The organism is Vibrio sp. Vb0667, from assembly GCF_033391095.1.
Window position 1 is genome coordinate 100,845 of record NZ_JAWPOL010000003.1, and the last position, 20,372, is coordinate 121,216.

Genomic DNA, 20,372 nt, shown 5'->3' on the forward strand with positions numbered 1-20,372 from the left:
TAACACCAACTGGCTCTAGAGGTTGATAAAGGCATGATTACATTGCGGCTTTCTTCGCTTCTTCGACCCATGCGTCGAACTTTTTCTGGTTCGCTTTGATCCAACCATTTACATGAGACTCGATGTCCGCTGAGCTGTTCTTACCTTGGCTCATCATCATATTCTGAGCACTAACATCATTGATATTTAGTTTGATGATTTCAAATAGCTTCGCAGCAGCAGGGTTTTTTTCCGTAAACTCTTTATTGGCAACGATGCGCATAGAGTTCATCTCGAAGCCGTAGTTCTTACCGTTCTCTAGTGTCGTATCAATGTCCTTACGCTCACCAGGAAGTGAAGAGAATGGCACTTCTAACCACACAACATCTTTCCCTGGAACTAAAACGCCACTTACCCAGTACGGTGTCCAAGTGTAGTAAAGAATCGGATCGCCTTTTTTGTAACGTGAGATCGTATCAGCGATAATCGCCGCGTAGTTACCTTGGTTGTGTGTTACTGTGCCACGAAGTTTGAAAGCATCCAACTGATGCTCAACAACCATTTCACACCCCCAACCTGGGTTACAACCAGTTAAGTCCGCTTTGCCATCGCCGTTTGCATCGAATAGCTTCGCCAATTTTGGATCTTTTAACTGACCAATGTTAGTGATGTTATATTTTTCCGCGGTTTTCTTATCGATCAAATAACCTTGCGCAGCACCACTTACGTATTGGCCTTTACGGAAGAACTTATCATCACCGCCCGACATCGTGTACTTATCGGCGTGAAGAGGGAACCAACCAACCGCTAAGAAAGTAGCATCACCTTTAGCAATAGAGGTGTAGCCTACGTTGTAGTCCACTTCTTTGGTCGGTTTAACATCGTAACCAAGCTCTTCAAGTGCGCGGTTTACGATCAACGTTTGAAATGTTTCTTCTGCAACGGTTGATTGAACAGGCTGAACAGTGACACCTTCACCCGGTAGTTCACTTGCCACACCATAAGTTGAAAATGCGATAGTACTTAGAGCTCCAACAGAGAGCGCTTTCTTCCATGAATTATTCATTGATGTTTCTCCTAAGTTTTAGATCGTCTTGGTTCGTCTTTGTTTTCAGTTTTAATAGGTATGAAACAGGACCTGTGTGATACCAGCGAAGTTTAGTGTTGCCCGCATTAACCCCTAACACCTGGGTGATACGGTCTAACAAAATCGCAAGAATAACGATGCCTAAGCCACCAACGGCAGCAAGACCCATATCAAGTCGGCCAATACCACGAAGTACCATTTGGCCTAAGCCGCCAACAGCAATCATTGAAGCAATCACTACCATAGAAAGTGACAGCATTAAGGTTTGGTTTACACCTGCCATGATAGTTGGTAACGCCAACGGTAACTGGATGCGATAAAGCATCTGTTTTTTGTTTGCCCCGAAAGAGTGGCCAGCTTCGATAAGCTCTTCAGGTACTTGCTGAATACCTAAAATAGTCAGGCGCACAACGGGAGGCAGGGCGAAAATGATCGTTACTACTACGCCAGGAACGTTACCAATACCAAACAACATAACAATTGGCACAAGGTAAACGAACGCGGGAGTCGTTTGCATTGCATCTAATATTGGCCTAACAAATTTGGCAGCGGTTTGGCTCCTTGCCAACCATATCCCCATTGGTAGCCCTATAAGCAAACAGAAGAAAACGGCGGTTAACACCAGTGCTAGCGTTGTCATCGCTTGTGACCACGCACCAATTAGGCCGATGAAAACAAGGGATACAAGAGTAGAAAAACCAAGTTTTACATTGGAAAACTGCCACGCTAGCAAAAATAAAATGAGTACCATTATAGGCGCAGGTGTAGACACCAAAGCAGTTTCAAACGACGTTAGAATAAAGTCGATTGGAACTCGTATTGCTTGGAAAACAGGTCGACCATGTTCCACCAGCCAGTTCAAACCGGATTCTACCCAGCTATCGAGGGGTAAAACCGCATCTTGGAATGGGTTCATAATATCGAATGGCGCTTGCTCTACAGTTTCTGAGTTGAGCCAATCATTACTTGGCGCGGCCTCTGTACCTTGCGACCAAGGATCATCTTGCGCAGGAGCAGTATTTGACCAGGGATCATTGTTAGTTTGCTCTGAAGACATCGTGTTAATCCTTATCTAGTGTTTGTAGAAGACGTGATTTAGTCACGACACCAAAGTAAGTTCCTTTCTCATCTACGACAGGCACGGCATAAGGAACACCAGCAACCAGACCCAAAATGTCATTAATTGACTGATCAGGCTGAAGAGTAACTTCATCCGGTAATTGAGCACTGGCTAACGAACGGTTTTCTTTATGAGCCAAACGTAGTGAATCAAGAGATACGATGCCGGAATATCGGCTAGATTTATCGACGACAATGCCGTAATCACGGTCGTGATCCATCAGAATCTGCATCGCAGAGCCTGGACCGTCATTTTCCGATTTCTTAAAAACAGCCGCTGGCTTCTTGCGCGCGATATCTTTTGCTGTCAAGACACTTGCGATGTTTACGCCGCGGAAAAACGCTTCGACATAATCATTTGCTGGACTGTGTAATATTTCATCAGGTGTACCAACCTGAACAACTTCACCGTTTTGCATGATGGCGATGCGGTCGCCAATGCGCATTGCTTCATCCAAATCATGAGAAATGAAGACAATTGTGCGTTTGTCATCGTTCTGTAGACGAATAAGCTCATCTTGCATCTCAGAACGGATCAATGGGTCTAAAGCGGAAAACGCCTCGTCCATTAATAGGATGTCAGGATCACAGGCTAACGCTCTCGCTAAACCAACGCGCTGTTTCATACCACCGGATAATTCGTCAGGGAAAGATTCTGCATAAGGGTCTAAACCCACTCTTTCTAAGGCGGAAAGGGCACTTTTCTGACGCTCATTAACATCGATGCCGGCAAGTTCTAAACCAAAGGCGGCATTTTCAATCACCGTCATGTGTGGCATGAGTGCGAAACTTTGAAACACCATTGAGATATTATTACGACGAACTTCTCGAAGTTCATTCTCGGAGATGTGGGCGATATCTCTTCCTTTGAGATAAACACTACCTTTAGTCGGCTCAATGAGCCGGTTAAGAAGTCGAACAAGGGTGGATTTCCCGGAGCCAGAAAGGCCCATGATTACGAAAATTTCCCCTTCATTTATGGTGAGAGATACATCGTTTACGCCGACTGTTAAACCTGTCTGTTCAAAAATACCGTCTTTATCGACGCCTTTGTCGATAAGCGAGAAGGCTCTCTCTGGGTCTTCTCCAAACACTTTATACAGTCCCTTAACTTCCAGTATGGGATCCATGTTATCTGTCCTTTTTCGTGTGTTTATAACTGTTTAACGATTTGTACTCTAATTAATTTTAGTTCAACTTTCAACGAAAGGGGGGTGGTTAACTAGTTCTGCCGTGCATAGAGAATTCGTTGAGCAAGGTATGTTCAATTCTTATTTTTTATATTTAAAACAATTGCTTGTGATGTGTTTTTATCCGCCATAACGTTGCCCTGACGTAGGGTTGAATTTATTTTGAATTTTTTTGTACATTTCAACTCAACTCGCTTGCATAGATATAAGCTGTGATAGCTTAGAACTCTACATATAAAAAGGTTAGAGCTCTAATTTTTGGTTAAGGCTTGGTCCTGTGAAATCGGTTAGGTACTGTTATCCTTAGATTTATTTATTGCTTGATTTCACTCAGGGTGATATTTATCGCTGTAGTTTAGGCAACGTATGGAATAAAAAATGGAAGCCGAACAGTTAGAAGTGCTCAATTTCATTAGCCAGTACCCACCTTTTGATGACCTACCTGAAGAGCAGCTTAGAAAAATTGCTCTCAATGCCGAGGTTGCATACTTTCGGCAAGGAACAAAAATCCTTAACTTCGGAGATACGATCCGCGACTTGTATATGGTGAGAAGTGGGGCGGTAGAGATTTATCGACGTAAAGGTGAACTTTACAACAGGATTGATGCTGGTGGACTGTTTGGTCAGATGGGGTTGTTGATGAACAACCGCGTACGTATGCCAGCCAAAGCGATAGAAGACACTCTCGTTTACTGTATTCCGGAAAACATCTTCAATGAACTTTGTGATGAGTTTGAAAACTTTGCGGACTACATGGAACTGGAAGATAGCGCGCGTTTGCGAAGCGCAATATCTAGCCGCTCCGAAAGCAATGACTTTACCACCGCTAAGGCACGTAAAATCTTAGCAAGAGATCCAGTAACTCTGGAGGCAACGGCTTCAATTCAGGAAGCTGCGATACTAATGGCAGAGGAAAATGTCACCTCTCTGCTCATTATTCGCCCGACAGAGGAGCTCACAGAAGAAGATGATGAACAGCTGCTTGGAATATTGACTGATCGCGATCTTTGCATTCGCGTACTAGCTCAAGGTATTGATACCAATATTCCAGTGAGTGAGGTCATGAGTTATGACGTGGTTTCATTGGATTATAACGCCTATGTGTTTGAGGCCATGTTAACCATGTTGCGTTACAACGTGCATCATTTACCAATTTTAAAAGATAAAAAGCCGATAGGAATTATTGGCATGACGGACATCGTTCGTTACGAATCTCAGAACAGCCTATTGCTAGTGAGCTCTATTTTTCAGCAAACCAGTGTCGAGGATCTCAAGCAGGTTTCTGAACAAGTAAAAGACTGTTTCGTAAGAATGGTCAATGAAGATGCCAACGCGCACATGATTGGTCGAGCCATGTCGGTTATAGGCAGTAGTTTCAAACAACGCCTCGCTGAATTAGCTGAGCAAGAGTTCGGCCCAGCGCCCATTCCTTATTGTTTAGTCGCAATGGGTTCAATGGCGAGGGATGAGCAGCTAATTGTAACGGATCAAGATAACGCCCTTATTCTCGATAACAGTTATGACGTTGAGATTCACGGAGAGTACTTTGAAAAGTTTGCTAAATTTGTTTGTGATGGTTTAGCGGCATGCGGCTATGCTTATTGTACTGGAGACATTATGGCTACCAACCCAGAATGGCGAAAAACTCGTGCAGAATGGGAAGAATGCTTTGGAAACTGGATAGACAATCCAACCCCTGAGAGATTGTTAAATAGTAATATCTTTTTTGATCTCCTCGGTGTGCATGGGCGAGTGAAATGGGCGGAGCAATTAAGCAGCTTTATTGTGAGACGAGCGAAAAGAAATAACCGCTTTCTTGCTTGTATGGCGTATAACGCAATACGTAGGACGCCTCCACTGGGCTTTTTCAAAGACTTTGTGATGGAGAAAGATGGTCGTCATCGCAACTCGATTAACTTGAAGCGAAGGGGGACGGCTCCGTTGGCCGATTTAATACGGGTGCATTCTCTGGCAATCGGTTCGCGATCGCAAAACTCTTTCGACCGTTTAGATGACATTAATGATGCTGGCATTTTACCGAAAGGTCGAGGTTTGGATTTAAGGGATGCGATGGAGCTAATCTACATGGTTCGAATTCGTCACCAAGCCCTTGATATAGAAAATGGAGAAGAGCCAGACAACAATATTGAGCCGGAGAACATGTCTGAATTTGAACGTCGAAACTTAAAAGCAGCATTTCAAATTCTAAGTAACGCTCAGAACTTCATTAAGTTTCGATACCAGAGAAGTAGCAAATAATGTGGTTCTCAAAAAAAGTAGAAAAAGAACAGCCGTTGTTGGATACATCCCAGACGCCAGAGTGGTCAATGTTGTTCAAACAACTAGCTAAAGAAGCGAAAGACGAGAGGCTCAAACGCTACTATTCGACACCGATGGTTAATGGGGAAACACCAATTGAACAAGTGCCATTTGTCTCGGTAGACTTTGAGACAACAGGATTGAACTCGGAAGAGGATGTCATTCTCACGATCGGACTTGTGCCGTTCACTATTGATCGTGTTCAATGTAATGGTTCTGCTCATTGGGTCGTTAACCCAAACAGAGAGTTAAACCACGAGTCTGTCATTATTCACGGTATCACTGACTCTGAGGTTAAAAACGCGCCGCAGCTGTCTCAGATCTTGGGTGAAATATTGGATGCGTTGTCAGGCAAAGTGGTACTTGTTCACTACAAGAACATTGAAAGGCAGTTCTTTAATAACGCCTTGCTAAATAGCATCGGAGAGGGGATACAGTTTCCTGTTGTTGATACGTTAGATATTGAGTATGCGATACAACGCCGTGAATGCAGAGGTTTTATCAATAAGTTGAAAGGCAAGAAACCCGGTTCTGTACGATTAGGGCACGCTCGTGAAAGATATGGCCTCCCTGCTTATCAACCTCACCATGCCCTGACGGATGCGTTAGCAACTGCGGAGCTGTTTCAAGCACAACTGCAGTATCACTTTAATCGAAACATGCCAATATCTTCGGTTTGGCAATAGGCGTTATTTATGGTGAAAACAATAAAATGCAATGAGAGATAGGGGGCTTTAAGATTATGATGGCGGATTGAGTAACCGCTTATAAGAACAATGTTTTATGAACATGTGCTTGGTAGTGATGAAGACGTTTCATTACTCGAACTCCGACGAAAGTAATTTAAACTTGGTCACGTATTTTTAAGGAGATTATCCGTGAGCACCGATAATAACGGTGGCATTCAACGCCCCGATGGAAAAGTAAACGCAATAGATACTGACTATCAAATTGGTCAGGATAACGTTGCGCTAAAGGTAGGCCCATTTGGCCTTGATATTCATAACCGTGTTTTTGCAATTTCTGGCTTAGCAATCGTCATGTTTGTTGTGATAACACTATTATTCCGAGAACAGGTAGAGCCGTTTTTTGCAGACCTACGAGCGGGTTTGTTGCACAATTTAGACTGGTTTTTTCTCGCTTCAGGTAATATTTTTGTCATTGTCTGTGTCGGATTGATCTTCACACCATTAGGCCGTGTACGAATCGGTGGTACTGAAGCAACACCGGATTACTCCTATGCCGGATGGTTGGCAATGCTATTTGCTGCGGGTATGGGCATTGGTCTCGTATTCTTCGGTGTATCAGAACCGATGTCCCATTTTAGTTCTGCGATTGGTGGCGTGAGCGTTGAGAATGGTGTACGTACTGACTGGGCACCGCTAGGTGGTGCAGAGGGCGATGCAACTGCAGCTTCGGCATTAGGGATGGCTGCGACGATTTACCACTGGGCACTTCATCCGTGGTCAATATACGCGCTCTTGGCTCTTGGGCTGGCTATCTTTTCATTTAACAAAGGTTTGCCACTCACCATGCGCTCAATTTTTTACCCTCTGTTTGGTGAGCGTGTATGGGGTTGGACTGGTCATATTATCGATATTCTTGCAGTGGTAGCGACGGTTTTTGGTTTAGCAACATCGCTAGGCTACGGTGCATCTCAAGCCGCAACGGGTTTGAACTTCCTGTTTGATGTCCCAATGACCAATACCACGCAGGTTATATTGATTATTGGTATTACTGCGCTCGCTTTAATCTCTGTTGTGGCTGGACTCGATAAGGGCGTGAAAATCTTATCTGAAATCAATATGGGGCTTGCAGCACTGCTATTGCTATTTGTTATTGTTGTTGGCCCGACGATTGCGATTTTAACTGGTTTCTTCGAGAACATCGTTTCCTATGTGGCTAATATCCCTGCCTTATCTATGCCATTTGGACGAGAGGATGTGAATTACTCTCAAGGCTGGACGGCGTTTTACTGGGCGTGGTGGATTTCTTGGTCACCATTTGTGGGTATGTTCATCGCACGTGTGTCTCGCGGTCGTTCAGTTCGTGAGTTTATTATTTGCGTTATTCTTATCCCATCTTCAGTTTGTGTGTTATGGATGACGGCTTTTGGCGGTAACGCAATTAGCCAATATGTTAATGATGGCTACGAGGCGGTGTTTAACGCAGAACTACCTTTAAAACTTTTTGCCATGTTAGATGTTATGCCATTGGCTGAGATAACATCTTTTGTCGGCATTATCTTAGTCGTGGTGTTCTTCATTACCTCTTCTGACTCAGGATCACTGGTTATTGATACTATTGCTGCGGGCGGTAAGGTCGATGCACCAACGCCACAACGCGTGTTCTGGTGTACGTTTGAAGGTTTGGTTGCGATTGCATTGATGTTGGGTGGTGGTCTAGCTGCTGCTCAAGCAATGGCGGTGACGACTGGTTTACCATTTACTATTGTCTTGCTTGTTGCAACGGTATCTTTGATAAAAGGTTTGATGGATGAACCTCGTCCAAAGGTGGTTTCTAAGAAATCAAAATAACTAGTATCAGCAGTTAAATTATTGATAAAAGCGGTATGCGAAAGCATGCCGCTTTTTTTTTGGATTTCAATTTTTCTCTGAGAAATGAACAGCATGGAAAATGGTCTTATTCTGGTTGTTTTTTGTACTGCGCATTTGGGTGACTATTTAATAAATTAGACCTCGAACTATTTTAACTTTTGGTTAATAGGTTTATTTTTGTGATATGTGTCACAAAAATACCGATAAAAAGGCGGATTATTTGATTTTTAGTCGCGAGGGATGCCCATAATAAAAAGGAAATTTAATTAGACCTCAAAGGATATGTATTTTCACATGATCACATCAGCACCTTGGGTCCTTTATCCAGAGATTGGAGAAGACTCAAGTAAAAAATGGATTTTTCGTGAGCCTAAAATCTCTGATGGTGACGACATTTACAGCTTGATTGCAGACTGTCCTCCATTGGACATGAACTCATCTTATTGCAATTTCCTACAGTCTACGCATTTCAGCAAAACCAGTATTTTGGTTGAGCAAAAAGGCGAAATCGCAGGTTTCATTTCCGGTTATCAGAAACCAGACGAGCAAGACGTTTTATTTGTCTGGCAAGTTGCAGTCTCACCTCGCTTTAGAGGTCATGGTTTAGCATTCCGCATGTTGAAAGAACTTCTCACCCGAGAGGAATTAGGCGGTGTTAAATCGGTAGAAACTACCATCACGGAAGATAATAAAGCCTCTTGGGCACTGTTCAAAAAGTTAGATGCGATGAACGGCAATTCTGGCCAAGTAAGCACATTTTTGGATGAAGAAGCCCACTTTAAAGGCAAACACGATACAGAATATTTGTATCGCATTCCTCTCAAATAATCCTCAAACAATAGGAATTAAAAACGGTCTCATCATGGATATTTTCAAAAAGCAGGAATCCAACGTACGCTCATATTCAAACAATTTCCCGGTCGTTTTTCGTAAAGCGAAAGGCTGCTGGCTAGAAACAGAACAAGGTGAACGATACTTAGACTTCCTTGCTGGAGCGGGATCTCTAAATTACGGCCATAACAATCCAGTACTAAAACAAGCGTTGCTTGAGTACATTGAAATGGACGGTATTACTCACGGTTTGGATATGCACTCAGAAGCGAAAGCATCGTTTCTGGAAGCGTTGGATACTTACATCCTTAAACCAAGAAACTTGGATTACAAGGTTCAGTTTACGGGCCCAACAGGTACTAACGCTGTTGAGGCGGCATTGAAGCTGGCTAAAAAAGTAAAAGGCCGCGACAGCGTCGTTGCGTTTACTAACGGTTTCCATGGTTGTACTGCTGGCGCACTGGCTGCAACGGGTAACCAGCATCACAGACAAGGTAACGGTTCTAGTCTAAGTAACGTCACTCGTATTCCATTTGAAGGTTACGCTGGCGTAGATGGTCTTGCGCTGTTCGAAACCATGCTAAATGATAACTCTGCAGGTATGGATAAACCAGCCGCTGTACTTCTTGAAACTGTGCAGGGTGAAGGTGGTTTAAATGCTGCTTCAAACGAGTGGTTACAACGTTTGAGCAAAATCTGTAAAGCCAATGACATTCTTGTGATTGTCGATGACATTCAAGCAGGTTGTGGACGTACCGGTACTTTCTTTAGTTTCGAGCCGTCTGGTATCCAACCGGATATCGTGACGCTATCGAAGTCGATCGGTGGTTACGGTTTGCCGATGGCTGTCGTATTACTTAAGCCTGAGCTTGACCAGTGGAAGCCAGGCGAGCATAACGGTACGTTCCGTGGCAATAATCACGCCTTTATTACTGCTGCAAAAGCACTAGAAATTTACTGGGCAAACGATGATTTTGAAACACACATCAAGCAGTGTTCAGACAAGGTAAGTGCTGTTATTGACCGTTGTGTTCGTCGCTTTCCACAAATGTTTGTGCAGAAAAAAGGCCGCGGCATGATGGTTGGTATTGAATGTATCAATGGTGACATGGCATCTGAAATTGCGAAAAACTGTTTCGAGAATGGAATGGTGATAGAGACAGCGGGTCCAGACGATGAAGTTGTGAAGTTCTTCTGTCCACTAACTATCAGCGAATCAGAGCTAGATCAAGGACTAAGCATCTTTGAAAATGCAGTAGAGACTATCGCTGCGAAACATTTCAAACAAGCATCTTAATAAGGATTTTAATTATGATCGTCAGAACTCTAGATGAATGCCGCAACAGCGAACGACGTGTTGTTTCAGATAACTGGGAAAGTGTCCGCATGTTGTTGAAAGACGACAACATGGGTTTCTCTTTCCACATCACAACGATTTATGAAGATACAGAAACTCATATTCACTATCAAAACCACCTTGAATCGGTGTTTTGTATGAGTGGTGAAGGTGAGATTGAAGTTGTAGGTGGAGAAACGTACCCAATTAAACCAGGTACATTATACATCCTTGATAAACACGATGAGCACTACTTGAGAGCTTATAAGAATAAAGAAATGGTAATGGCGTGTGTGTTTAACCCACCGATTACTGGCGCTGAAGTGCACGATGAAAACGGTGTTTATCCTCTCGTTGACTAAAAGATGATGGTGGGGTGCTTTGCCACCCCACACTTAACTATCTCTTCTTTTTTCTTTTTAAAGTTACCAATCAAAAAAAGGCTTATCATGACATTTACCGTAGAAAAAATCGGCGGTACATCAATGACAGCATTTGATGCTGTTCTCGACAATATTATTCTTCGTCCCAAAACACCATACAATCGTATTTTTGTCGTATCTGCATACGGTGGTATGACCGATGCGCTGCTTGAGTGTAAAAAAACCAGTAAACCAGGCGTTTATCAGCTTATCGCGAAACGCGACGACAAATGGGAAGAAGCGTTAGCGTACGTTGAAAGCCGTATGTTGCTGACCAATGAAAATATTTTTGCGGACCCAATGAATCGTATCCGTGCGGATAAATTCATTCGCTCCCGCATTGCTGAAGCGAAAAACTGTATCGCGAATATTTTAGAAACCTGTCAGTACGGTCAATTTTCGTTGCGCCAGTACTTGCCTCAAATTCGAGAGTTTCTCTCGTCTATCGGTGAGGCACATAGTGCTTACAACACAGCACTAAAACTAAAAAATATGGGTATTAACGCTAAGTTCGTTGACCTGTCTGGTTGGGATAATCAAGCGCCAAGAAGCCTTGATGAGTCGATCAGTGACGCGTTTGCTGATATCGATGTATCAAAAGAACTGCCAATCGTGACAGGTTATGCTTACTGTAAAGAGGGCCTAATGCACACTTATGACCGAGGTTATAGTGAGATGACATTTAGCCGAATTGCAGCAATAACAAAAGCGGATTTAGCAGTAATTCACAAAGAGTACCACTTGAGCTCAGCGGACCCACGCGTTGTTGGCCCTGAAAAAGTATTACCAATTGGTAGTACAAACTATGACGTAGCAGACCAACTTGCCAACCTTGGCATGGAAGCGATTCACCCAAATGCCGCTGCGGGTTTGCGTGAAAGTGGTATTGAGCTACAGATTAAAAATACATTCGAACCTGAACACGAAGGTACTTTGATCTCTTCAAGCTATCGTCCGGAAGAAGACAAAGTCGAGATCATCGCAGGTAAAGAAAAAGTATTTGCACTGCATTTGTTTGACCAAGCAATGGTAGGAAAAGCCGATAACGTTAGTTACGAATTGATGGAAATCATCTCCGATGCTCGTGTAAGTTTGGTTGGTAAAGAGATGAACGCGAACTCTATTACTTACTATCTAGGTGGCAGTACTGATAGCTTAAACAAAGTATTGTACAAAGCAGAGAAACGTTATCCGAATGCCTCGATTAAAGGTCGTATGGTCGCGCTTATCTCAGCCATTGGTTCTCAAATTGATACCAACAAGACGTTGGCAAAAGGTGTACTTGCATTGATGAATAATGGCGTTACGCCAGTTGCACTGCACTCATCGTTGAGAAATGTAAATGTTCAATTTGTTGTCGGTGATAAGGAATACCAGCACGCGATTTGCGCATTGCATGATGAGTTTTTCCAAAGTAGCAGTTTAGCTAAATCGGTTAATGTGGCTTAGTTTATCCACGGTTAAAATACAAAGGAGAGCAGGTTAGCTCTCCTTTTTTGTTTTTCAGTTTGTACTCACAATGCCCGCTTTTTATAGGCTAAACAGGCGATTTAAGTAAGTTCCTGTGTGGCGATACATATAAGCCAGCAGAAAGGTCTGCTGGCTTAATGTTACTGATTAACTAACGTTAACTTAGTTTACTTAAACTTGCTGATTTCTTGTTCAACTTTGTCTAGTTGCTGCAGCTTCTCTTGCATTTTTAGAGAGTCGTAGTTTAGTGAAGCAGGGTTCATCGCTGTGCCACGTTGCATTGGGTATTCTGGAAGTGTTTTAAAGAACTCTCCCACAACGTCTTGTACAGGTACAAATAGCCACATGTTGTCAGCCATCCAACGCAAGTACATTTGTGATTCACTTGGGCCTTTTTCGAATGGGTCAGCACGTAGGTGGATGATTTTAGGCCAGTTCGGAGCAAAACGAACTGCGTTACTTAGGTTCCCTTCAAGCGTTGCAAAGTGAAGTTTCCAGTCATTCCAGCGGACAGCGTTTAATTCACCATTAGACGTAAAGTAAAGCAGCGACTCACGAGGGCCTTTTTCTTCCTTCCCTTCAAAGTATGGCATGAAGTTATAACCATCTAAATGTACACGCCACTCTTTGCCATTTGCTTTGTAGCCTTCTGCCAGTTTTTCTTTTACATCAGGTACGCCAGCAGCTGCCAATAATGTAGGCAACCAGTCTTGGTGTGCCATCATTTCATTGATCTTGGTTCCTGGCTTAATGACGCCTGGCCAACGAACCAGTTGAGGAACACGCATACCGCCTTCCCAAGTTGTACCTTTTTCACCATGGAATGGTGTTGCGCCACCATCTGGCCAAGTCATGGTTTCTGCGCCGTTGTCCGTTGAGTAGATAACGATAGTGTTGTCTGCAACACCTAGCTCATCCAGCTTGTCGAGTAAAGCACCTACATGATCATCGTGTTCCAGCATACCATCGGCATAAATGCTTACGCCTGATTTACCTTGGTATTTTTCCTGCAAGCGAGTCCAAACGTGCATACGAGTGGCGTTATGCCAAATAAAGAAGGGTTTATCCGCCTTAACTGCTTTTTCCATAAATGCCAAAGAGCTCTCTAGGAACTCTTCATCTGCGTGCTCCATACGTTTTCGTGTCATCGGGCCAGTGTCTTCAATCTTACCGTCGGCATAAGACTTAATGACACCACGAGGGCCATAGTTTTTACGAAACTCTGGGTCTTTAGGGTAGTAATAAGTTTCAGGTTCTTCTTCTGCGTTTAGGTGATATAAGTTACCGAAGAATTCGTCAAAGCCGTGTTTTGTCGGTAAGTGCTTATCTTGGTCACCTAAGTGGTTTTTACCAAATTGACCCGTCATGTAACCTTGTTCTTTTAACAGATCTGCAATGGTTGGCGCCCAATCAGGTATGCCGTGGTCAGAGCCTGGCATACCAATTGTTAACAAACCCGTACGAAATGGCTCTTCACCCGTAATAAAGGCCGCGCGACCAGCAGTACAAGACTGTTGTCCGTAGTGATCTGTGAACAACGCACCTTCATTCGCGATACGGTCGATGTTTGGCGTTTTGTAACTCATCATACCTTGGTTGTATGCGCTGATATTCCAGTAGCCGATATCGTCACCAAAAATTGCCAGAATATTCGGTTTGTCGGCTGCCATAGCAGCACTGGACGCCGCTAACAGTCCTGCGCCCACAGCGATTTTGCTCAATTGATTTGCCATAAAAACTCCAGATTGTTGAGAGTAAAGATAAGCACAAGTGAGCCTTATGCTTAGTTGCTGCATAAGTTAATGATGTATATAGAAAAATCCTCTTATACTCGATATAACCATAAGTTATTGCTAGGTTGTAACCATTTGTTAATTAAGAAGAAATAGGATTGTTCTATTAGTTTGTAGAGATTCGTAAAGTAGATTTAGATCACTTAAGAGCCTTATTTTTATTGCGTAGTAGAAGAGGGGATGGAAATGAAAAACAATAGGATGTTCGCTTGTTTTACGGTCCTAAAGCAATACTAAAGTCGTTATGTATTGCTTGTAATTATTTGTATAACCAGTGATTTAGTGTCTATATTGATTTAGGTTGTACATTATAAATATAAGGATATCTATGAGTCAGTGGGCAGGCCGGTTTCGCATTTTATTGCTGGTCAACGTTGTTGTCAGTTTTATGGCTTTTTCTCAAGAGTTATTAACAGAGAAACCAAATATTCCTTCAGGCTTAAATCCAGAATATGCTGGCACACAAGCTTGTATAGATTGCCACCAAAACGAAGTGGAGGCCTGGAAAGGGTCACATCACGATATGGCCATGAAGCATGCAAGTACAACCTCTGTACGTGGTGATTTTGATAACCATGTTGTAACGCACAAAGGAATGCCTAATCGTTTTTTTAAAAAAGGCGACGAATTTTGGGTCAATATTCAAGGTGCTGACGGGCAATGGCATGACTATAAGATCAGCTATACATTTGGCTGGGAGCCATTACAGCAGTACATGGTCGAGTTTGAAGATGGCCGCGTGCAGCTTATTCCTTTTGCTTGGGACACAAGAGCTAAAGTTGAAGGGGGACAGCGTTGGTTTCATCTTTATCCAGAAACGACAACAACGGATGAATTCTATTGGACCAATACCGGGCAAAATTGGAACTTTATGTGTGCTGATTGCCATTCAACGAACCTAAAGAAGAATTACGACGCTGACAAAAACACTTACAACAGCTCATGGTCAGAGATTAATGTGGGATGCGAAGCATGCCATGGTCCCGCTAGTCAGCACATAGAACTGGCCAAGAAATACAAAAATGCTGGCACTTCTTTTGAGCATGACAGCCATTATGGCTTTGATCGAAATTTGTCTAAAGCAGTGTCGGATTGGGTGTTTGAGGAAGGCCATAGTACGTTACAGCCGAAATCAATTGAAGCAACCAATCAAGTGCAAACATGCGCTCAATGCCATAGTCGCCGAACCCAGTTAAATGAAACAGGTGATCATGTTAAAGGTTCCTTTTTTGATAAATATCGCTTAAGTCTTATAACACCTGAACTCTACTATCATGATGGACAGATTTACGACGAAGATTATGTTTATGGTTCGTTTCTTCAATCTGAAATGGCGGAGAAGGGGGTCACGTGCACTAATTGTCATGATCCACACACGGCAGAGTTAACGATCCCAGAAGAGGCAGTATGTTCGCAATGCCATATTGCATCGGAATATACACCTGAAAAGCATACCTTTCATAAGGCTGGATCTGAAGCATCGCAATGTACGACTTGTCACATGCCAGAAACGACTTACATGCAAGTCGATCCTCGTAGAGACCACAGTTGGCATATTCCACGACCGGATTTGAGCAAACATATTGGAACGCCCAATGTTTGCATGTCATGCCATGAAGATAAAAGCAATCAATGGGCCGATGAACAGATAGCAGAATGGTACCCGAATTCGAAGTATCGTAATCAGCAACATTTTGCTGTCGCATTTTATGCGGATTCAATTGGTCATCAAGGAGCAGCAAATGCGTTGGCATACTCTGCTCAGGATTCGTCGTTAAAAGACATTATTCGTGCTTCAGCCCTGGAGAGAATGGGGGGCAATACTGACCAAAATACAACAGTATCTTTGGCTAGGGCCGTTAAGAATGAGAATGAAATGGTTCGATTAGGGGCAATTTCAGGCTCGTCTGGTTATGAATTTCATGATCGGTGGCGGATTCTAGAGCCATTGCTTGGTGACCCGGTGCTTTCAGTGAGAGCGGAAGCTGCCTCGGTGCTGGTAACGAACTACGCACAAATGACCCCTTTACAAAAAGATGTCATTAAATCGCCCTTAGAAGAGTATATGGAAATTCAAGAGTTTAATGCCGATCGTGGTTTCGGAAGAACCAATTTGGCGAATGTGTACCGCAGCTTAGGTGAAATCGACAAAGCGGCCGAGCTGTATAAACAAGCGATCAGCATCGAACCCTATTTCGAAAATAGCTACGTTAACCTAGCAGATTTGTATCGCCACCTAGGTAAAGAAGAAGCGGCGCTCACGGTGCTACAACAAGGGATGAAAGCTCAACCTAAATCCAGCACATTACCATACAGCGCAGGTCTTTCTTTGTTGCGTCAAGGCAAAGCTGATGAAGCGAAAAAGCTACTTAGACGCGCCGCAGAAATTGGTGAAACTAATGCTCATTATTGGTACGTGTACGGTCTAGCTTTAGAAAAAAGCGATGTTCTAGAAGCCAGTAAAGCGTTGCATACAGCATTTGAAGTCGGTGGCAATCCACAACACTTGTATGCTCAATGCGAGGTTCTAGCGAGAAATCATAAAAAAGGCGCTGTCGCTTTTGCTTTCGACAGGTGCATACAAGAGCTTAGTCACTATGCGCCTAAACAAGCTATTAATCAGCTTAAAGCCTCTATTGTCGGGGTCAATAGAAGCTAATTACCAAAAGTGGAGCTTTTATCGCTCCACTTTTTCTTACTTGGTTTAATCAGCGTCTTTCGCTAATCTCAGCCCCATATCGGACATGATGACTGACTGGCTAGCAAAATCGCGACGATAGTTTTCGGATTCGTCAGCATCATAGGCAAAGCTACCACCTCGTACAGACTTGTGTGCAAGGCTTTCTTTTTCATCTTTTGCGTTTACCGGATTATCACTTGGTGCTGATTTGTAATAACCTTCATCAAACGCATCAATAACAAACTCACCAACATTACCCGTCATATCGTATAAGCCAAGCTCATTCGGTTTTTTCTGACCTACCTTGTGTGCCTTATTGTTTGAGTTACTGGCATACCAGGCAACGTCGTTAATATCATCAGACCCCGCGTAAGTGAATCCTTGACTTAGATTCCCCCCTTTCGCTGCAAACTCCCATTCTGCTTCGGTGGGTAAACGATAGTGCTCTCCCGTTTTTTCATTCAATTTCTTTATAAAATAATTGGCTTGTTGCCAGCTAATGTTATTCACGGGCGTATTTGGGTTTCTAAAATAACTCAGAGAAGAGCCTGTAACCGATTCGAATAACTCTTGGGTTACCTCAAATTTTGCCAAATAGAAATCTTCCACGCGAACGGTGCGGGCCGGGCGCTCGGATTTATTTGCTGATGGATTATCCGAGCCCATCGTAAATTGTCCGCCTTCAATAAGAACCATATCTTGATCGATTTTTTGAGCAAGAGGGCTAGGTTGTGTTGTTGCACATCCAGTCATAATTAGCGAAATCGAAATAGTGGCACCAAGGTAAAGAGTATTACTTTTGGAATGCTTCATAGGGGAGCTCCATCAACATTTATGATCAAAAAATTTTATCAGGCAAGTCTATGAAAAACAGTTATACACACTATAACAAGCGCCACGAATAATTGAACATTATCATCACACTAGGCGATTAACTTAATGATTAGTCTTAACGCCGTTGGGCGCAGGCTAGCAACTAAGAAGGTGATGAATGCACATAACTCAAGGTCCGCAGTTCAATGGAAAAGCTTCCAAGCGATTACATGTCATGGCGAAACCTATCGGTGCAGTGTGCAATATCGATTGCACCTATTGTTACTACCTAAGCAAACAAGATTTACTTGAGTACAAGCCAGGCTGCTCACCAGTCATGGATGAGGAAACGCTAGAGACCTATATCCGTCAATATATAGCGGGACAAAATACACCTGAAATTATTTTCTCTTGGCAGGGTGGTGAGCCGACAATGCTAGGTTTGGATTATTTCAAGACAATTGTTGAGCTACAGAATAAATACCGTCCCGATGGTATTACGATCTCCAATGATCTCCAGACTAATGGCACACTGCTTAACGATGAATGGTGTGAGTTTTTAAAGGCGAACAACTTTCTCGTCGGTTTAAGCATTGATGGTCCAGAAATGATGCACAACGCTTATCGAACAAACCGAGCTGGTAGAGGCACACTCCGGCAAGTTATGAATGCGGTTGAACTATTACATAAGCACGAAGTAAAGTTTGCTACGCTCACTTGTGTTAACAACTTGACCAGCCGTAACCCACTTGAAGTGTACCGATTCTTGCGAGATGAAGTACGCTCCCCTCAAATGCAGTTTATTCCAATAGTTGAGCAGAAAACATTCAGAACAACCGCCCCTCAAACTTGGGAGCCAAACGAGCAACTAAAGCAAGGAGATAAACGGTTGATCCCAGGTCATAAAGATGCCGTTGTTGAGCCTTTTTGCGTTGCGGATGAAGCATGGGGAAATTTTCTGATCGCGATTTTCAATGAATGGGTTTTACACGATATCGGCAACGTGTTTGTGCAGTACTTTGAAGCCAGTATCGAAACCTGGATGGGCAGAAAAAACCCACTGTGTACGTTAGGTGAAATCTGCGGGAAGGGCTTAGCAATGGAGCCTAATGGTGATGTGTTTGCGTGTGATCATTACGTGTACCCAGAATATAAGGTTGGAAACATTCATCACGAAAAGCTCGATACGCTCGCTTATAGCTCTGAGCAGCAGAAATTTGGGTTTGCTAAAAGTCGTACGCTGCCCCAACAGTGCCTTCAATGTGATTATCAATTTGCATGTTTTGGAGAATGTCCCAAAAACCGTTTTATCCGTACTAGGCAAGGTGAGCCTGGTCTTAATTATCTCTGCGCGGGTTGGAAGAAGTTTTTTACCTATGTTGATCAGTCGATGGCGTACATCTTACGAGCGACAGGTAACCCAGTGGTTCACGGTAAATACAGTGACCAGATTCTACGCCAGCAAGCTACTCAAACACAGACTGTGTTTGAAACGAAGTTTTAAGATAGTCACTACGCCTGCTACAGGCCCGGAAATGAAAGAATATAGGTTATTGAATGCAAAAAATTAAGCTGCTCTCTAAATCATTACTCGTGATCTCGATCGGCATTGCTGCGAGTCAAACAGCAGTGGCACAAGAAACAACATTGCTAGACCCAGACCAGGTATCGCCGACAACGGTTGTCACTCCACAAGAAGCTCAAATGACACCGGCGCAACGAGTCGAAAAGCTGTCTTATGATGCGCAAAATAAAAAGTTGTCTTCAGAAAAACGTATTGATGCTTTACGTGAGTTAGCCAACTATCCAAGCCAAAATGCGTTGGTTGCAGTTGCGCGTGGGTTGCAGGATGAAGATGCAGGTATTCGCGAAGCTGCGATCGTGGGAGCACAGCCATATATGATTGAGCACCGTTGGCGTTTGATTTCACCATTATTGAGTGATGACGCCGCCATGGTGCGAATTACAGCAGCGATTAACCTCGTTCGAGATTACGCCAATTTGAGTTCGGAGCAACAGCAGTCACTTGAGGGGCCTGTTTCAGAGCTGACAGCACACTTGTCCAGTAAGAACGATAATGTTTCCAAGTTATTACTTGCAGACGTTTACCGTTGGCATCGTGATTGGGATAAAGCGGCACTGATATACCCAGAGTTAACTAAGCTTGAGCCAAACAACCCTCAAGTTTGGTTAAGCTATGCAGACAACTTCCGAGCGCAACAGCTAGACCAAAAAGCTATCAACGTGCTTGACGAGGGTATCAAGCTAAATTCAGAAGATGCCTCGCTGCATTATTCTAAATCTCTCGCTTTGGTTAGATTAGACAAAAAGAAAGAAGCGGCGTTTGAAATAGACAAAGCTGCGACGATGGCAAAGACGAACAGTTACTTTTGGTATTTAAGTGGTGTTCTGCAAGAAGAGTTAGACTTGAAGAAGTCTGTCAACGCTTTTGAGCAAGCGTATTTGATATCCGGTGCTCCAGAACAATTGTATGCCGTGTGTGACATCTATGTCAGATACGGCAACCCTAAAACGGATGACTGTTTAACAGAGCTAACGAAGGTCGCTCCCGACTATGTTATTGAAGAGCTCAATCAGAAAAAGGGACGTAAAAGTGCCTCTACATCAGTTGAAGCCAATGAATTTAAACTCTAATCGGTAAATTCCATGTTCCTATTTCAATAAAATAGTGAACCAATTTAGTGACGGCGTCACTCTTTGGTGGCCGTTGGATATGTCAGTTCAATATGCGCCTGTTTCAATTGAACTATACTT

At 43.3% G+C, this 20,372-nt stretch carries 15 protein-coding genes; 10 read left to right on the top strand and 5 right to left on the bottom strand.

The genetic code is table 11. The features are described from left to right. Positions 1-37: 37 nt before the first annotated feature. The 3 genes from proX to proV are packed head-to-tail and all read right to left on the bottom strand — an operon-like array spanning position 38 to position 3,315. Positions 38-1,045, bottom strand: a complete 1,008-nt coding sequence (gene proX, locus R8269_RS05765; protein WP_005377779.1) for a glycine betaine/L-proline ABC transporter substrate-binding protein ProX — start codon at positions 1,043-1,045, stop codon at positions 38-40. Further along, positions 1,038-2,123: a glycine betaine/L-proline ABC transporter permease ProW gene (gene proW, locus R8269_RS05770; protein ID WP_005377778.1), complete on the bottom strand. Its 1,086-nt coding sequence runs from the start codon at positions 2,121-2,123 to the stop codon at positions 1,038-1,040. Before proW ends, proX begins: the two co-directional genes overlap by 8 nt. A 4-nt stretch (positions 2,124-2,127) precedes the next feature. Beyond that, on the bottom strand, positions 2,128-3,315 hold the full coding sequence (gene proV, locus R8269_RS05775) for a glycine betaine/L-proline ABC transporter ATP-binding protein ProV (RefSeq protein WP_005377777.1): 1,188 nt from the start codon (positions 3,313-3,315) through the stop codon (positions 2,128-2,130). 438 nt (positions 3,316-3,753) lie between these two features. Between proV and R8269_RS05780 the strand changes: the two genes are divergently transcribed. The 7 genes from R8269_RS05780 (at position 3,754) to R8269_RS05810 (ending at position 12,290) form a co-directional block, all read left to right on the top strand. Beyond that, on the top strand, positions 3,754-5,634 hold the full coding sequence (locus R8269_RS05780; protein WP_005377775.1) for a DUF294 nucleotidyltransferase-like domain-containing protein: 1,881 nt from the start codon (positions 3,754-3,756) through the stop codon (positions 5,632-5,634). Continuing rightward, positions 5,634-6,380: a 3'-5' exonuclease gene (locus tag R8269_RS05785; protein WP_017820938.1), complete on the top strand. Its 747-nt coding sequence runs from the start codon at positions 5,634-5,636 to the stop codon at positions 6,378-6,380. Before R8269_RS05780 ends, R8269_RS05785 begins: the two co-directional genes overlap by 1 nt. Before the next feature lie 192 nt (positions 6,381-6,572). Continuing rightward, positions 6,573-8,231: a BCCT family transporter gene (locus tag R8269_RS05790; protein WP_053306901.1), complete on the top strand. Its 1,659-nt coding sequence runs from the start codon at positions 6,573-6,575 to the stop codon at positions 8,229-8,231. Positions 8,232-8,546: 315 nt separating this feature from the next. Further along, positions 8,547-9,080, top strand: coding sequence for a diaminobutyrate acetyltransferase (ectA, locus tag R8269_RS05795; protein WP_005393379.1), 534 nt, complete (start codon positions 8,547-8,549; stop codon positions 9,078-9,080). Between the two features lie 34 nt (positions 9,081-9,114). After that, positions 9,115-10,380, top strand: a complete 1,266-nt coding sequence (gene ectB, locus R8269_RS05800) for a diaminobutyrate--2-oxoglutarate transaminase (RefSeq protein WP_017820939.1) — start codon at positions 9,115-9,117, stop codon at positions 10,378-10,380. Between the two features lie 14 nt (positions 10,381-10,394). Continuing rightward, positions 10,395-10,781: an ectoine synthase gene (locus R8269_RS05805; protein ID WP_005377769.1), complete on the top strand. Its 387-nt coding sequence runs from the start codon at positions 10,395-10,397 to the stop codon at positions 10,779-10,781. An 87-nt stretch (positions 10,782-10,868) separates the two neighbouring features. After that, positions 10,869-12,290 carry an aspartate kinase gene (locus R8269_RS05810; RefSeq protein ID WP_005377768.1) on the top strand — a complete coding sequence of 474 codons (1,422 nt, stop codon included), beginning with the start codon at positions 10,869-10,871 and terminating at the stop codon, positions 12,288-12,290. 188 nt (positions 12,291-12,478) lie between these two features. Here the strand turns inward: R8269_RS05810 and R8269_RS05815 are convergent, their stop codons facing one another. Then, positions 12,479-14,044, bottom strand: a complete 1,566-nt coding sequence (locus R8269_RS05815; RefSeq protein WP_318222479.1) for an arylsulfatase — start codon at positions 14,042-14,044, stop codon at positions 12,479-12,481. 388 nt (positions 14,045-14,432) lie between these two features. On the opposite strand from R8269_RS05815, the gene R8269_RS05820 reads away from it, so the two are divergent. Further along, complete coding sequence (locus R8269_RS05820; RefSeq protein WP_149191827.1) at positions 14,433-16,763, top strand: tetratricopeptide repeat protein; 2,331 nt, start codon at positions 14,433-14,435, stop codon at positions 16,761-16,763. 45 nt (positions 16,764-16,808) lie between these two features. Here the strand turns inward: R8269_RS05820 and R8269_RS05825 are convergent, their stop codons facing one another. Further along, positions 16,809-17,537, bottom strand: coding sequence for a formylglycine-generating enzyme family protein (locus R8269_RS05825; RefSeq protein WP_372034459.1), 729 nt, complete (start codon positions 17,535-17,537; stop codon positions 16,809-16,811). 238 nt (positions 17,538-17,775) lie between these two features. Between R8269_RS05825 and R8269_RS05830 the strand changes: the two genes are divergently transcribed. Both R8269_RS05830 and R8269_RS05835 read left to right on the top strand, forming a co-directional pair. Then, the gene (locus R8269_RS05830) at positions 17,776-19,101 is read left to right on the top strand and encodes an anaerobic sulfatase maturase (RefSeq protein WP_172563292.1); all 1,326 of its coding nucleotides are present in this window, start codon (positions 17,776-17,778) and stop codon (positions 19,099-19,101) included. Between the two features lie 53 nt (positions 19,102-19,154). Further along, positions 19,155-20,252: a hypothetical protein gene (locus R8269_RS05835; RefSeq protein WP_132936628.1), complete on the top strand. Its 1,098-nt coding sequence runs from the start codon at positions 19,155-19,157 to the stop codon at positions 20,250-20,252. Positions 20,253-20,372 lie beyond the last annotated feature (120 nt).

Coding starts and splice junctions, on each gene's coding strand:
- proX (WP_005377779.1), bottom strand. CDS start 1,045: ATGAATAATTCATGGAAGAAAGCGCTCTCTGTTGGAGCTCTAAGTACT.
- proW (WP_005377778.1), bottom strand. CDS start 2,123: ATGTCTTCAGAGCAAACTAACAATGATCCCTGGTCAAATACTGCTCCT.
- proV (WP_005377777.1), bottom strand. CDS start 3,315: ATGGATCCCATACTGGAAGTTAAGGGACTGTATAAAGTGTTTGGAGAA.
- R8269_RS05780 (WP_005377775.1), top strand. CDS start 3,754: ATGGAAGCCGAACAGTTAGAAGTGCTCAATTTCATTAGCCAGTACCCA.
- R8269_RS05785 (WP_017820938.1), top strand. CDS start 5,634: ATGTGGTTCTCAAAAAAAGTAGAAAAAGAACAGCCGTTGTTGGATACA.
- ectA (WP_005393379.1), top strand. CDS start 8,547: ATGATCACATCAGCACCTTGGGTCCTTTATCCAGAGATTGGAGAAGAC.
- ectB (WP_017820939.1), top strand. CDS start 9,115: ATGGATATTTTCAAAAAGCAGGAATCCAACGTACGCTCATATTCAAAC.
- R8269_RS05805 (WP_005377769.1), top strand. CDS start 10,395: ATGATCGTCAGAACTCTAGATGAATGCCGCAACAGCGAACGACGTGTT.
- R8269_RS05810 (WP_005377768.1), top strand. CDS start 10,869: ATGACATTTACCGTAGAAAAAATCGGCGGTACATCAATGACAGCATTT.
- R8269_RS05815 (WP_318222479.1), bottom strand. CDS start 14,044: ATGGCAAATCAATTGAGCAAAATCGCTGTGGGCGCAGGACTGTTAGCG.
- R8269_RS05820 (WP_149191827.1), top strand. CDS start 14,433: ATGAGTCAGTGGGCAGGCCGGTTTCGCATTTTATTGCTGGTCAACGTT.
- R8269_RS05825 (WP_372034459.1), bottom strand. CDS start 17,537: ATGACTGGATGTGCAACAACACAACCTAGCCCTCTTGCTCAAAAAATC.
- R8269_RS05830 (WP_172563292.1), top strand. CDS start 17,776: ATGCACATAACTCAAGGTCCGCAGTTCAATGGAAAAGCTTCCAAGCGA.
- R8269_RS05835 (WP_132936628.1), top strand. CDS start 19,155: ATGCAAAAAATTAAGCTGCTCTCTAAATCATTACTCGTGATCTCGATC.